General features: G+C 72.9%; 14 protein-coding genes. 9 read left to right on the top strand and 5 right to left on the bottom strand.

The window, feature by feature from the left end:
* Positions 1 to 147 precede the first annotated feature (147 nt).
* Positions 148 to 1008, bottom strand: a complete 861-nt coding sequence (locus N4G70_RS25290) for a 3-hydroxybutyryl-CoA dehydrogenase (RefSeq protein WP_120725057.1) — start codon at positions 1006 to 1008, stop codon at positions 148 to 150.
* A 139-nt stretch (positions 1009 to 1147) separates the two neighbouring features.
* Here N4G70_RS25290 and N4G70_RS25285 point away from each other — a divergent pair, with 139 nt between their 5' ends.
* Complete coding sequence (locus N4G70_RS25285; RefSeq protein WP_399036770.1) at positions 1148 to 2476, top strand: glycoside hydrolase family 10 protein; 1329 nt, start codon at positions 1148 to 1150, stop codon at positions 2474 to 2476.
* Between the two features lie 88 nt (positions 2477 to 2564).
* Here the strand turns inward: N4G70_RS25285 and N4G70_RS25280 are convergent, their stop codons facing one another.
* A complete protein-coding gene (locus N4G70_RS25280) occupies positions 2565 to 3461 on the bottom strand; it encodes a DMT family transporter (protein ID WP_399036767.1) in 897 nt (298 codons plus the stop codon).
* A gap of 28 nt (positions 3462 to 3489) precedes the next feature.
* Between N4G70_RS25280 and N4G70_RS25275 the strand changes: the two genes are divergently transcribed.
* The 4 genes from N4G70_RS25275 to N4G70_RS25260 all read left to right on the top strand — a co-directional run bounded on the left by N4G70_RS25275 (position 3490) and on the right by N4G70_RS25260 (position 7247).
* Positions 3490 to 4941 (top strand): PLP-dependent aminotransferase family protein, encoded by a 1452-nt coding sequence (locus tag N4G70_RS25275; RefSeq protein ID WP_261715002.1) that lies wholly within the window; start codon positions 3490 to 3492, stop codon positions 4939 to 4941.
* Between the two features lie 141 nt (positions 4942 to 5082).
* Complete coding sequence (locus tag N4G70_RS25270) at positions 5083 to 5514, top strand: GNAT family N-acetyltransferase (protein ID WP_261715001.1); 432 nt, start codon at positions 5083 to 5085, stop codon at positions 5512 to 5514.
* 114 nt (positions 5515 to 5628) lie between these two features.
* A complete protein-coding gene (locus N4G70_RS25265; RefSeq protein WP_261715000.1) occupies positions 5629 to 5994 on the top strand; it encodes a YciI family protein in 366 nt (121 codons plus the stop codon).
* Positions 5991 to 7247, top strand: a complete 1257-nt coding sequence (locus tag N4G70_RS25260; protein WP_261714999.1) for an RNA polymerase sigma factor — start codon at positions 5991 to 5993, stop codon at positions 7245 to 7247. Before N4G70_RS25265 ends, N4G70_RS25260 begins: the two co-directional genes overlap by 4 nt.
* Positions 7248 to 7311: 64 nt before the next feature.
* Here N4G70_RS25260 and N4G70_RS25255 read toward each other — a convergent pair whose 3' ends face one another.
* From N4G70_RS25255 to N4G70_RS25245, 3 genes are all read right to left on the bottom strand, one after another.
* Positions 7312 to 8520, bottom strand: coding sequence for an NAD(P)/FAD-dependent oxidoreductase (locus tag N4G70_RS25255; protein WP_261714998.1), 1209 nt, complete (start codon positions 8518 to 8520; stop codon positions 7312 to 7314).
* Between the two features lie 105 nt (positions 8521 to 8625).
* On the bottom strand, positions 8626 to 9570 hold the full coding sequence (locus N4G70_RS25250; RefSeq protein ID WP_261714997.1) for an RNA polymerase sigma-70 factor: 945 nt from the start codon (positions 9568 to 9570) through the stop codon (positions 8626 to 8628).
* Positions 9571 to 9634: 64 nt separating this feature from the next.
* Positions 9635 to 9853, bottom strand: a complete 219-nt coding sequence (locus N4G70_RS25245) for a DUF397 domain-containing protein (RefSeq protein WP_261714996.1) — start codon at positions 9851 to 9853, stop codon at positions 9635 to 9637.
* Between the two features lie 139 nt (positions 9854 to 9992).
* Here N4G70_RS25245 and argC point away from each other — a divergent pair, with 139 nt between their 5' ends.
* The 4 genes from argC to N4G70_RS25225 are packed head-to-tail and all read left to right on the top strand — an operon-like array spanning position 9993 to position 14288.
* On the top strand, positions 9993 to 11024 hold the full coding sequence (gene argC / locus N4G70_RS25240; protein WP_261714995.1) for an N-acetyl-gamma-glutamyl-phosphate reductase: 1032 nt from the start codon (positions 9993 to 9995) through the stop codon (positions 11022 to 11024).
* Positions 11021 to 12178: a bifunctional glutamate N-acetyltransferase/amino-acid acetyltransferase ArgJ gene (argJ, locus tag N4G70_RS25235; protein ID WP_261714994.1), complete on the top strand. Its 1158-nt coding sequence runs from the start codon at positions 11021 to 11023 to the stop codon at positions 12176 to 12178. Before argC ends, argJ begins: the two co-directional genes overlap by 4 nt.
* Positions 12175 to 13095: an acetylglutamate kinase gene (gene argB / locus N4G70_RS25230; RefSeq protein ID WP_261714993.1), complete on the top strand. Its 921-nt coding sequence runs from the start codon at positions 12175 to 12177 to the stop codon at positions 13093 to 13095. The genes argJ and argB overlap by 4 nt, the downstream gene beginning before the upstream one ends.
* Entirely contained in the window at positions 13092 to 14288 is a 1197-nt protein-coding gene (locus tag N4G70_RS25225) for an acetylornithine transaminase (protein ID WP_261714992.1), read from the top strand. The genes argB and N4G70_RS25225 overlap by 4 nt, the downstream gene beginning before the upstream one ends.
* Positions 14289 to 14293: the final 5 nt, after the last annotated feature.

Below are 14293 nucleotides of genomic sequence, written 5' to 3'. Positions count from 1 at the left end.
GCTCAGAGTCAACTCGCCGTGCACCAGGGGCGGGAGCGTGTGCGACGGGCATATGCGGGCTCGTACCGCACACCGGGTGTGCGCGGCGCGAGCCCGGCCCACGCCTTTCAGGCGTATGCCCGCGTATACAGACGTACGCCGATGTGCTCAGGCGTAGGAGTAGAAACCGGACCCGGTCTTGCGGCCGAGGCGTCCGGCGTCCACCATCCGCTGGAGCAGCGGGGGAGCGGCGTAGAGGGGCTCCTTGTACTCGTCGTACATCGAGTCCGCGACCGAGGCGACGGTGTCCAGGCCGATGAGGTCGGACAGCTTCAGCGGGCCCATCGGGTGGGCGCAGCCCAGCTCCATGCCGTTGTCGATGTCCTCACGGCTCGCGATGCCCGACTCGAACATCCGGATCGCCGAGAGCAGATACGGGATGAGCAGCGCGTTGACCACGAAGCCGGAGCGGTCCTGGGCGCGGATGGCGTGCTTGCCGAGCACCTTCTCGACCAGCACCTGCGCCCGGCTGATGGTGCCCTCGGAGGTGGTGAGCGCGGGGATCAGCTCGACCAGCTTCTGCACCGGGGCCGGGTTGAAGAAGTGGATGCCGATGACCTGGTCCGGGCGCGAGGTGGCCACGGCGAGCTTCACCAGCGGGATCGAGGAGGTGTTGGACGCCAAGATCGCGTCCGGGCGGGTCACCACCTGGTCGAGGATCTGGAAGATCTCGGTCTTGACCTGCTCGTTCTCCACGACGGCCTCGATCACGAGATCGCGATCGGCGAACTCGCCCAGGTCGGTGGTGAAGCTGAGACGGGCGAGCGTCGCGTCGCGCTCCTCCTCGGAGATCTTGCCGCGCTCGGCGGCCTTCGAGAGGGAGTTGTGCAGCCGGGTGCGGCCGATCTCCAGGGCCTCGCCGGTGGTCTCGGCGACCATGACGTCCAGGCCGCTGCGGGCGCACACCTCCGCGATGCCCGCGCCCATCTGGCCACAGCCCACAATTCCGACGCGTTCGATGTCGGTCACATCGTGCCTTTCGCTCTACTGCAGTCCCCGGCAGGTCCCCCGTGTGATTCCGGCGCCCGCCTTCGGCCCCTGACGTTACTCCGAACGCGCGCGGGCCCGTGGGTCCGGGGCGGCCACGCCGTCCGGTACACCTGGGCACATGGGACCTGAGCGAGGGGCGAACGTGGGGCGAATCACGCGGCGGGGCTTCGTGGCGGGCACGGCCGGAGCGCTCGGCGGGCTGATCACGGCGGGCGGCGCGGTCGCCGCCGCGGACCGGGACGGCTCCCTGGAGCGGGCCGTGCGGGATGCGGCCGCGGGCCGCCCGCAGGGGCGGGCCCGGGCGGAGCGGGAGGCGGGCGACGGCACGGGGGGCGAGTTCCGCGGGGTGTGGCTGGCGACCGTGGTGAACCGGGACTGGCCCTCCCGGCCGGGCCTGACCGCCGAGGCCCAGCGCGCCGAGCTCATCGGCCACCTCGACAAGGCGGTCGAGCGCCGTCTGAACACCGTGGTCCTCCAGGTCCGCCCCACCGCCGACGCGCTGTGGCCGTCCCCGTACGAGCCGTGGTCCCAGTGGCTGACGGGCGTGCAGGGGCGGGACCCGGGCTGGGACCCGCTGGGCACCGCCGTCGAGGAGGCGCACCGGCGCGGCCTCGCCCTGCACGCCTGGTTCAACCCGTACCGGGTCGCCAACCACACCGACCCCTCGCGTCTGATCGCGTCCCACCCGGCACGCGTGCACCCCGACTGGATCGTGCCCTACGGCGGGAAGCTCTACTACAACCCGGGTCTGCCCGAGGTCCGCCGGTTCGTCGAGGACGCCATGCTGGACGCGGTCCGCCACTACGACATCGACGGCGTCCACTGGGACGACTACTTCTACCCGTACCCGGTGGCGGGCCAGAGCTTCGACGACGACGAGGCGTACGCCGACCACGGCGCGGGCTTTCCCGACCGGGCCGCCTGGCGGCGCGACAACATCGACCTGCTGGTGCGGGAGACGGCCGCCAGGATCAAGGAGATCAGGCCCCAAGTCCGGTTCGGGATCAGCCCGTTCGGGGTGTGGCGCAACGCGGCGAGCGACCCGCGCGGCTCGGCGACGACGGCCGGCGCGCAGACCTACGACGACCTGTACGCCGACACCCGGGGCTGGGTGCGCGCGGGGCTCGTCGACTACATCTGCCCCCAGCTCTACTGGAACATCGGGCTGCCCGCCGCCGACTACGCGGTCCTGGTGCCCTGGTGGGACGAGGTCGCGCGGGGCACCGGCGTCGAGCTGTACGTCGGCGAGGCCCTGTACAAGGCGGGCGACCCGGCCCAGCCCGCCGCCTGGCAGGACCCGGCCGAGCTCTCCCGCCATCTGACCCTGGCCGGGCGCTACGCCTCGGTGCGCGGCCACTGCTTCTTCGCCGCGAAGGAGGTCGCAGAGGACCGGATCGGGGCCATGGCCCGGGTCGTCGCCGACCACTACGCGGTTCGGGCTCGCTGACGACCCGGGCCCGAACCGCCGTCGCTCAGGCGGACCCCGGCGGGCCCCGGTCGTCCGGGGCAGCGCGCCTGCCGGCGAGAGCGGCGGGTCAGGACCTGGCCCGCTGGGTGACCGCGATGCACACCAGGACGCCGGCCGCCGCCAGCGGGGCGGCGGGCGAGAGGTGCTCGCCGAGCAGCAGCACCGACCAGACCAGGGTGAGCAGCGGCTGGGCGAGCTGGAGCTGGCTGGCCTTGGTCACCCCGACCGCGGCGAGCCCCCGGTACCAGACGTACAGGCCGAAGCAGTTGGAGCCGGCCGCCAGCCACACCAGACCGGCCACCCCGTGCGCGGTGAGGTGCCAGGGTTCGTAGGAGAGCGCCACCGCGGACCCGGCGAGCGCGAACGGCAGACACAGCACCAGGGCCCAGCCGACCACCTGCCAGCCCGGCATGACCGAGGCCAGCCGGCCGCCCTCCACATAGGCGGCGGCGCACACCAGCAGCGCCGCGAAGAGGTACAGATCCCCGGCGGACAGCGCCCCGCCGCTCTGCTGCACCGTGAACACGGCGACCACCGCGGCCCCGGCGAGCGCGGCCGCCCAGAACGCGCGGGAGGGCCTGCGCCCGGTCCGTGCCGCGCCCAGCGCGGCCGTGGCCAGCGGAAGGAGCCCGATCACCACGGCGGCGTGCGACGTCGTCGAGGTCTCCAGGGCGAGGGTGGTGAGCAGCGGGAACCCGACGAGCGAGCCGCCCGCCACCACCGCGAGGCCGGCCCAGTGCGCCCGGTCGGGCACGGGCACCCGCTGCCCGAGCAGCAGCGCGCCCGCGATCAGCGCGGACAGCGCGATCCGCAACGACACCAGGGACCAGGGGCCGAAGCTCTCCAGGCCCCACATGGTGCCGGGGAAGGTCAGGGAGAAGGAGACCACGCCGAGCGCGGCGAGAAGCCCCCCGCGCGGCAGAACGGAACCGGCCCGGCTGTCGGCGTCGACCGCTATCGTCATCGGGAGAGTAGCGCTATCCTGTGCTGTCATGCACGAGCGTAGCAGTGTGTCCGAGCTGGTCACATCCCTGCGGAACGAACTGAACCGCTACTCGCCGGGTGGAAAGCTGCCGTCGAGTCGGACGCTCGTGGAGCGCTATCGGGTCTCCCCGGTGACGGTGTCGCGCGCGCTCGCCCAGCTCGTCGCGGAGGGCCTGGTGGTCACCCGGCCCGGCGCGGGTGCCTATCGCGCCGAGATCCGCGAATCCACCCCGCGCACCGGCGACACCTCCTGGCAGGAGGTCGCGCTCAGCGCCGACGGCGCCACCGACGCCGCTCCCCGCGCCGTCGACGCCACCGGGGTCCTCGCCACCCTCGCCGTCCCGCCGACCGGCGTCATCGACCTCAGCGGCGGCTATCTCGACCCCGGCCTCCAGCCCGAGCGGGCCATGGCGGCGGCCCTCGGCCGGGCCGGCCGGCGCCCCGGGGTCTGGAGCCGTCCGCCCGTGGAGGGGCTCACCGAGCTGCGCGCCTGGTTCGCCCGTGAGATCGGCGGCGGCGTCACCGCCGCGGACGTCCTGGTCACCGCGGGCGGCCAGACCGCGCTGACCACCACCTTGCGCGCGCTCGCCGCGCCCGGCGCGCCCGTCCTCGTCGAATCACCGACCTACCCCGGCCTGCTGGCCATCGCCCGCGCCTGCGGTCTGCGCCCCGTCCCCGTCCCCCTCGACTCCGACGGCCTGCGCCCCGAACTCCTCGCCCGGGCCTTCGCCGCCACCGGCGCCCGCGTCCTGGTCTGCCAGCCCCTCTTCCAGAACCCGACGGGCGCCCTGCTCTCCCCGCAACGGGGCCGCGAAGTGGTCCGCATAGCGCACGAGTGCGGCGCGTTCGTCGTCGAGGACGACTTCGCCCGCCGGCTCGCCCACGAGGACGCGGGCCCGCTGCCCGCCCCGCTCGCCGCCGACGACCCGGACGGCGTCGTCGTCCATGTCTCCTCGCTCACCAAGGCGACCTCGCCGAGCCTGCGCGTCGGCGCGCTCGCCGCGCGCGGACCCGTACTGGAACGGCTGCGCGCCATCCAGGTCGTCGACTCCTTCTTCGTGCCGCGCCCCCTCCAGGAGACCGCCCTCGAACTCGTCGGCTCCCCGGCCTGGAGCCGTCATCTGCGCGCGGTGTCCGCCGAGTTGACCGCACGCCGGGAGGCCCTCGCCGCCGCCGTCCTGCACCACCTCCCCGAACTCGCCCTGCCGCACATCCCCTCCGGCGGCTACCACCTCTGGCTCCGCCTGCCCGACGGGCTCCCCGAGAGCGCGATGCTGTCCGCGGCCCTGCGCGCGGGCGTCGCCGTCGCCCCCGGCCGCCCCTACTTCAGCGCCGAACCCCCCGCCGGCCACCTCCGCCTCAGCTTCGCGGGCGTGACGGGCCGCGTGGAGATCGGCGAGGCGGTCCGCAGACTGCGCACCGCCCTGGACGGCGCGCTCGCCCGGCCGCTGGACCAATGACCCCCACCCCGCTCGCCTTCCCGGACGGTCAATACTCCCTGGACACCCCCTGGTCGACCCGTGCCCCGATCACCTCCACCCCGGACCTCCAGCGTGGCACCCGCCACTGACAATCGCCCCGCCACCTGGCAGGCTCCCGCCATGAGTGAAGTGATCTTCCGCGACTACGTGATCTCCAGCGACCCCGGCCGCCTCGACGCCGCGCGGGTCCACAACTGGCTCTCCACGGACGCGTACTGGGCGCTCGGCCGCAGCCGCGAGAAGCAGGACGCCGCCATCGCGGGGTCCCTCAACTTCGGTGCGTACGAACGGAGTTCGGGGGACCAGGTGGCCTATGCGCGGATCGTCACCGACCACGCCACCTTCGCCTGGCTGTGCGATGTGTACGTGGACCGCGCGGCACGTGGCCAGGGTCTCGGCACGGCACTGGTCACCGCCGTGCGCGACCACCTGGAACCGGCCGGGCTGCGCAGGATCCTGCTGGCCACGGCGGACGCCCACGGGGTCTACGAGAAGATCGGCTTCCGCCCCCTGGAAACCACGGACAAGTGGATGGCGCTCGGCCGGCAGTGACCCGCTCGAAAAAACATCGGCGCGCCTTCGCGTTCCGTGTCGATCCGGCGGGGCCCCGTTCGTATAGATGGTGAGGGCCGCCCCGCCGGGGCGCCACCGTCCGAGGAGATCGTGATGACGAACGCGGCGTACTACCTGCTCAGCGTGGTCCAGCCGGCCGAGGGAACCCCGCCCGACGCCGAGGGCATGGCGCGGATCACCGAGCACCTCCAGGCCTTCCACCAGGAACTGAAGGACGCCGGAGCCTGGGTCTTCGCCGGAGGCCTCGCGGCCCCCGGCACGGCCACGGTGCTGCGCGACAAGAACGGCGAGGTGCTCACCACCGACGGCCCGTACATCGAGAGCAAGGAGTACCTCGGCGGCCTGTGCATCGTGAAGGCGCCCGACCTCGACGCGGCCCTGGAGTGGGGCCGCAAGGCGCTGCGCGCGACCACCCTGCCGATCGAGGTCCGGCCCTTCCACGGCCACGTCGACGAGTGAGGCCACCGGAGTCCGGCGAACCCGGGGACGCCGCGATCGAGCGGGTCTTCCGCGCCGAGTACGGCCGCGCGGTCGCCGTCCTCGTCCGCGTCCTCGGGGACATCGACCTCGCCGAGGAGGCGGTCCAGGACGCGTTCGCGACGGCCGTGGCCCGATGGCCCAAGGACGGCATCCCGCCCAGCCCGGCCGGCTGGATCATCACCACCGCCCGCAACCGGGCCGTGGACCGGCTCCGCCGGGAGGCGACCCGCGCGGACCGGCAGGCCGAGGCGGTCCGCCGGGAACGGCTGGACGCCGCCGCGGAACCCGTGGAGGAGGGCCCCGTGCGCGACGACCGGCTCCGGCTGATCTTCACCTGCTGCCACCCCTCGCTCGCCCCCGCGGCCCAACTCGCCCTGACGCTCCGGCTCCTGGGCGGGCTCAGCACCGCCGAGATCGCCCGCGCCTTCCTGGTGCCCGAACCGACGATGGCCCAGCGCCTGGTGCGGGCCAAGGGCAAGATCCGCGACGCCCGCATCCCGTACCGCGTCCCGCACGAGGCCGACCTGCCCGACCGCCTCCGGGCGGTCCTCGGCGTGCTCTACCTGATCTTCAACGAGGGGTACGCGGCGAGCTCGGGCGAGCACCTCGTACGGGCGGACCTGTGTGCCGAGGCGGTGCGTCTGGGCCGGCTGCTCGTCGAGCTCATGCCGGACGAACCGGAGGCGCTCGGCCTGCTCGCCCTCATGCTGCTCACCGAGTCCCGCCGGGCCGCCCGGTCCACCCCCGGCGGCGAACTCGTCCTCCTCGCCGACCAGGACCGCACCCGCTGGGACCCCGAACTCATCGCCCAGGGACAGGAGTTGGTGCGCCGCTGCCTGCGCCGCGACCGGCCGGGCCCCTACCAGATCCTGGCCGCGATCAACGCCGTACACAGCGACGCCCGGACGCCGCAGGCGACGGACTGGCGCCAGATCCGGCTTTTGTACGACCAGTTGTTCGCCCTCACGCCCACGCCGGTCGTCGCGCTCAACCGGGCGGTCGCGGTCGCCGAGACCGAGGGGCCGGACCGGGCCCTCGCCCTCGTCGACGCGCTCGACCTGGAGGCCTATCACCTCTTCCACGCCACCCGCGCGGACCTGCTGCGCCGCCTCGGCCGCACGCGGGAGGCGGCCCTCGCCTACGGCCGGGCCCTCGACCGCACCGCCAACGACGCCGAACGCGCCTTCCTGGAGCGGAGGTTGGCGGAGTCGGGCGGGCGGCCGGAGGCCTGAAGGGTCCGGCGGCAGGGGCGCGTGGGTGGTCGTGGACGACCCGGCGCCGAGGGCGGCTCGCGGGTCAGAGCGAGGCCTTGACCGCCGGGGCCGGCCGGACCGGCTCCCGCACCACGCGGCGCCGCCGGGCCGGCATTCCCAGCAGCGGGTGGGCGACGGCCCAGGCCGCGCCCTTGCAGACCAACTCCTTGTAGAGGGCGGCGACCCGCCCGGTGAGCGCGGCCCGCACCGCGCGGTCGTCGGCGGTCACGTACTGGATCAGGCCGTCCTCGCGGCCCAGCGAGACGCACTGGTTGACGTAGCGCAGCGGCACATCGGGGAGCTTTCCGCCGGTCAGGCGGGCCGCGATCGCGTCGGCGGCCTGCCAGGCCATGGGGGTGCCCGAGGCGCACGACATCCGCAGCGGCTTGCCGCCGGGGCCGATCGCCTGTGCCGCGTCGCCGATCGCGTACACGTCCGGGTGCGAGACCGAGCGCATGGTCGCGTCGACCATGATCCGGCCGCTTCCGGAGACTTCGAGCGCGGTGGCCCGGGCAAGGGGGTGCACGGCGAAGCCCGTGGTCCACACGGTGACCGCGGCCTCGATCGACGTGCCGTCCGCGAGGACGACGCCATCCTCCCGGACGCCGGTGACCTCGGTGTGCTCGTACGCGGTGATGCCGAGCCGGCCGAAGACGCGCCGTAGATGGTCACGACCCCTGGGGGAGAGCCAGTCGCCGAGGCCGCCGCGTGCCGCGAGGGCGACCCGGAGGTCCGGGCGGGCCTCCGCGATCTCGGTCGCGGCCTCCAGACCGGTCAGGCCGCCGCCGACCACGACCACCGGCCGCCCGGCGTCGAGCCGGGCCAGCCGCTCGCGCAGCCGCAGCGCACCGGCGCGCGAGGCGATCTCGTGGGCGTGTTCGGCGCTGCCGGGAACGCCCTGGTCGCTCCAGCCGCTGCCGAGGGCGTAGACGAGCGTGTCGTACTCCAGCTCGTGCTCCTGGCCCCGCCCGCCGTCCGCGTCCACCACGGTGACGGTCCCGCGCTCGACATCGACGCCGGTGACCCTCGCGAGCCTCACGTCGACGCCGGTGCCCGCGAACATCCCGCTCAAGGGCCGGGGCCTGAGATCCTGGCCGGCCGCGAGCTGGTGCAACCGCACCCGCTCGACGAAGTCGGACTCGGCGTTGACGAGGGTGATGGCCACGTCGTCGCGGTGGAGCCGCCTGGCGAGGCGCCCGGCGGCGATGGCTCCGGCGTAGCCGGCTCCGAGGACGATGATGCGGTGCTGCATGTCCCTGCTCCTGTCTCGCGCGGTTTCGCCCCTTGAACCGGGCAGCCCGCCCTTTCCTGACAGGTGGGTGGTGTGAAGCAGCTCACATCGCGGCCGGAGGCCCGGTCAGAAGGCGCGGAACAGGGGCTCTCCGTGGTCGGCGGCCGCCCAGCGCCGGGTCGCGCGGTCGAGCTTGTCGGGGTTGACCTGGTTGCGGAACGCGGTGATGCCGTCCGCGCCCACCTCCAGGCACATGACGCCGACGACCCGGCCCTCGACGACCGCCACGACGGCGGGGGCGCCGTTGGCGGTCGTGGCATGGATCTCGGCCGTGCCGCCGACCAGGGCGCGCTTGGCCTTGCCGGGTTTGAACAGCCCCCGCATGAAGGTCGCCACCGCGAGCGCGCCCTCGAAGGCCTTGGCGCGCGCCGGTACCTTCCCGCCCCCGTCGCCGATCGATACGGCGTCGGCGGTGAGCAGCCGCACCAGCGGCTCGGTCTTCCCGCTGGTGGCCGCGGCCAGGAACTCCTCGACGATCCGCCGCGCCGCGGCCTCGTCGACCTCGGTGCGGGGCCTGCCCTCCGCGACGTGCCTCTTGGCCCGGTGGAAGATCTGCTGACTGGCGGCCTCGCTGAGGTCGAGGACCTCCGCGATCTCCCGGTGCGAGTAGCCGAAGGCCTCCCGCAGGACGTACACCGCCCGCTCGTTGGGGGACAGGCGCTCCATCAGGGCGAGGACCGCGTACGAGACCGACTCGCGCTGTTCGGCGGTCTCGGCGGGGCCGAGCATCGGGTCCCCGGCGAGCAGCGGTTCGGGCAGCCACTGGCCCACATAGGTCTCGCGCCGCGCGCGGGCCGAGGTGAGCTGGTTGAGGCACAGGTGGGTGAGGACCTTGGTGAGCCAGGCCTCGGGGACCTCGATGTGCTCGACGCCGGAGGCCTGCCAGCGCAGGTACGTCTCCTGTACCGCGTCCTCGGCCTCGCTCGCGGAGCCGAGAAGCCGGTAGGCGATGGCCTCGAGGCGAGGCCTGAACGCCTCGAACCGCTCCACGTCCCTCATGGTCACAGCCATGCCGGGATCCTAGCTCCCCCCTCGCGGGCCGACCCCGCCGGCCGGACCGCCAAGACGCCGCCCGTCAGCCGAATTCGCCGTCGCGCACCCCGTCGCGGAAGGCCGCCCACTGCTGCCCGGTGAAGCGCAGGTCGCCCCGGACGGGATCCTTGGAGTCCCGCACGGCGACCGCGCCGCCGCCGAGGCCGGCCACCTCCACACAGCTCGCACCGCCCTCGCTGCGGGTGCTCGTGCGCCACGCGGCGGACGAGACGTCCCGCTCGTACAACTCGTGCTTGCGCATGATGGTCTCCTTTCTCCACTTTCTCCACGTTCCACCGTGCGCCGGATCGGCCGCCTGTGCACATCCGCCGAGCTCCGCCACTTCTTTGCATAAAACTGCATAACTGCGTATAGTCATGCCATCACCGAGGAGGAATTCGATGGCGGCGGTACGTGCGGCAGTGGCAGGGGCCAGTGGGTATGCGGGCGGGGAGCTGCTGCGTCTGCTGCTCGGGCACCCCGGGGTCGAGATCGGCGCGCTGACCGCCAACTCCAACGCCGGGCAGCTCCTGGGTTCACTCCAGCCGCATCTCGTTCCGCTCGCCGGGCGCACCCTGGAGCCCACCACGGCCGAGGTCCTCGCCGGGCACGACGTCGTCTTTCTCGCGCTGCCGCACGGCCAGTCCGCGGCGGTCGCCGAGCGGCTCGGTGACGACGTCCTCGTCGTCGACATGGGGGCCGACTTCCGGCTCCGCGACGCGGGGGACTGGGAGAGGTTCTACGGCTCGGCGCACGCCGGCTCCTGGCCCTACGGTCTGCCCGAACTGCCGGGCGCGCGCGCCGCGTTGGGGTCGACCCGGCGCATCGCGGTGCCCGGCTGCTACCCGACCGCCGTCTCCCTCGCGCTCTTCCCGGCGTACCACGGCGACCTCGTGGAGCCCGACGCCGTGATCGTCGCCGCCACCGGCACCTCCGGCGCGGGCAAGGCGCTCAAGCCGCACCTGCTCGGCAGCGAGGTCATGGGCTCCATGTCCCCGTACGGCGTCGGCGGCGGGCACCGGCACACCCCCGAGATGATCCAGAACCTCAGCGCCGTGGCCGGCCGGGCCGTCACCGTGTCCTTCACGCCCACCCTCGCGCCCATGTCCCGCGGCATCCTCGCCACCTGTTCGGCGAAGGCGAAGGACGGCGTGAGCGCCGAGAGCGTGCGGGCCGCGTACGAGAAGGCCTTCGCGGACGAGCCGTTCGTGCACCTGCTCCCCGAGGGGCAGTGGCCCGCCACCGCCTCCGTGTACGGGTCCAACGCCGTCCAGGTGCAGGTCGCCCTCGACGAGAGCGCGGGCCGGGTCATCGCCGTCAGCGCCATCGACAACCTCGCCAAGGGCACCGCCGGCGGCGCGGTGCAGAGCATGAACATCGCCCTCGGACTCGACGAGTCCACCGGCCTTTCCACGATTGGAGTTGCGCCGTGAGCGTGACCGCAGCGCAGGGGTTCACGGCGGCGGGCATCGCCGCCGGGATCAAGGAGAACGGCAACCCGGACCTGGCCCTCGTGGTCAACACCGGGCCCCGCCGCGCCGCCGCCGGCGTTTTCACCTCCAACCGCGTCAAGGCCGCGCCCGTCCTGTGGTCCGAGCAGGTCCTGAAGGGCGGCGAGGTGAGCGCCGTCGTCCTCAACTCCGGTGGTGCCAACGCCTGTACGGGCCCCAAGGGCTTCCAGGACACCCACGCCACCGCCGAGAAGGCCGCCGAGGTCCTCGAAGGCCACAGCGCCGGCGAGATCGCCGTCGCGTCCACCGGTCTCATCGGCGTGACGCTCCCCATGGACAAGCTCCTGCCGGGCATCGAGCGGGCGGCCGCCGAACTCTCCCCGCACGGCGGCGAGAAGGCCGCCATCGCGATCAAGACCACCGACAGCGTGCACAAGACCAGCGTGGTCACCAAGGACGGCTGGACGGTCGGCGGCATGGCCAAGGGAGCCGGCATGCTCGCCCCCGGCCTCGCCACCATGCTCGTCGTGCTCACCACCGACGCCGACCTGGACGCCGCCACCCTCGACAAGGCACTGCGCGACGCGACCCGCCAGACCTTCGACCGGGTCGACTCCGACGGCTGCATGTCCACCAACGACACCGTGCTGCTGCTCGCCTCCGGAGCCTCTCGACTCGCCCCGGAATACGGGGAGTTCGCGGACGCCGTACGGACCGTCTGCGACGACCTCGCGCGCCAGCTCATCGGCGACGCCGAGGGCGCCTCCAAGGACATCCGCATCGAGGTGATCAACGCCGCGAGCGAGGACGACGCCGTCGAGGTCGGGCGCTCCATCGCCCGCAACAACCTCCTCAAGTGCGCCATCCACGGCGAGGACCCCAACTGGGGACGGGTGCTGTCCGCCATCGGCACCACGAAGGCCGCCTTCGACCCGGACCGGCTGGGCGTCGCCATCAACGATGTGTGGGTCTGCAGGAACGGCTCCGTCGGCGAGGACCGCGACCTGGTCGACATGCGCTACCGGGAGGTCCGGATCACCGCCGACCTGGCGGCCGGCACCTGCGAGCCCGTCGTCATCTGGGCCAACGACCTCACCGCCGACTACGTCCACGAGAACAGCGCGTACAGCTCATGAGCACTCGCAAACACACCGCACTGCCCAAGGCGCAGATCCTCATCGAGGCGCTGCCCTGGCTGACCCGGCACCACGGAAAGACCGTCGTCATCAAGTTCGGCGGCAACGCCATGGTCGACGAGGAGCTGAAGGCCGCGTTCGCCCAGGACGTGGTGTTCCTGCGCCAGTCCGGCCTCAAGCCCGTCGTCGTGCACGGCGGGGGACCGCAGATCAGCGCCCAGCTCGACAAGCAGGGCCTGGTAAGCGAGTTCAAGGCGGGCCTTCGGGTCACCACGCCCGAGGCCATGGACGTCGTCCGCATGGTGCTCGCCGGGCAGGTGCAGCGCGAGCTCGTCGGGCTGCTCAACCAGCACGGGCCGCTCGCCGTCGGCATGACCGGCGAGGACGCCCACACCATCACCGCCACCCAGCACCGCCCCGAGATCGACGGCGAGCTGGTCGACATCGGCCGGGTCGGTCAGATCACCGCGATCGACCCGGGCGCCATCCAGGCGCTCCTGGACGACGGCCGGATCCCGGTCATCTCCTCGATCGCCCGCTCCCAGGACGACGGACATGTCTACAACGTCAATGCTGATACGGCGGCTGCGGCACTTGCGGCTGCGCTGGGCGCCGAGACCCTGATGGTCCTCACCGACGTCGAGGGCCTCTACGAGGACTGGCCCAACAGCGACGACGTCATCAGCAAACTGACGGCCACCCAGTTGGAGAAACTGCTGCCCGAGCTCTCCAGCGGCATGGTCCCCAAGATGGAGGGCTGTCTGTTCGCGGTGCGCAACGGCGTCAACACCGCGCGCGTGATCGACGGGCGGGTCCAGCACTCGATCCTGCTGGAGATCTTCACCGACGAGGGCATCGGCACGATGGTCGTGCCGGACGACAAAGGCGTGACGGACGGACAAGGGGGAGCGCGGTGACCAACCAGGAACTCGCACAGCGCTGGCAGCACGTCATGACGGACAACTACGGCACACCGAAGCTCTCGCTGGTGCGGGGCGCCGGGGCCACGGTGTGGGACGCGGACGGCACCGCGTACGCCGACTTCGTGGGCGGCATCGCCGTCAACGCGCTCGGCCACGCCCACCCGGCCGTGGTGCGGGCGGTGTCCGAGCAGATCGCCTCGCTCGGCCATGTCTCGAACCTGTTCGTGGCGGAGCCGCCGGTGGCGCTCGCCGAGCGCCTCCTGACGCTCTTCGGCCGGCCCGGTCGCGTGTACTTCTGCAATTCCGGTGCCGAGGCCAACGAGGCCGTCTTCAAGCTCGGCCGGCTGACCGGGCGCACCCACATGGTCGCCACCCACGGCGGTTTCCACGGCCGCACGATGGGCGCGCTCGCGCTCACCGGCCAGGAGGGCAAGCGCACGCCGTTCGTGCCGCTGCCCGGCGATGTCACCCATGTGCCCTTCGGAGACGTGGAGGCGCTGCGGGCCGCCGTCACCGAGGAGACCGCCTTCGTCGTCATCGAGCCGATCCAGGGCGAGATCGGCGTGGTCGTCCCGCCGGCCGGCTACCTCAAGGCCGCCCGGGAGATCACCCGCGCCACCGGAACGCTGCTCGTCCTGGACGAGGTGCAGACCGGCATCGGGCGGACCGGCGCCTGGTTCGAGTACCAGCGGCACGAGGGCGTCGACCCGGACGTCGTGACCCTGGCCAAGGGCCTGGGCGGCGGTCTCCCGCTCGGCGCCACCGTCGCCTTCGGCGCCGCGGCGGAGCTGTTCCGGCCCGGAATGCACGGCACCACCTTCGGCGGGAACCCGGTCGCCTGCGCCGCCGGAATCGCCGTCCTGGACACGCTGTCCGCCGACGGAGTCCTCGACCGGGTCAAGTGGACCGGGGAGAGGCTGCGCGACGGAATCGAGGCGCTGGGGCACCCACTGGTCTCCCACGTCCGTGGTGCGGGGCTGCTGCTGGGTATCGTGCTCAACGAGCCCCTCGCACCAAGAGTGCAGCAGGCGGCTCAGGATGCCGGCTTCCTGGTCAACGCACCCGCCCCCGATGTCGTACGGCTCATGCCGCCGCTCATCATCGGTGACGCGGAGGTGGACGCGTTCCTCCAGGCGCTGCCCGGTGTTCTCGACGAAGCAGGCGGGGACGGACGATCCGGAGAATGAGACGA

Source organism: Streptomyces sp. ASQP_92, from assembly GCF_025399895.1.
In the GTDB taxonomy this organism is placed as follows: domain Bacteria; phylum Actinomycetota; class Actinomycetes; order Streptomycetales; family Streptomycetaceae; genus Streptomyces.
This window is presented reverse-complemented; position numbering and strand designations above follow the sequence as displayed.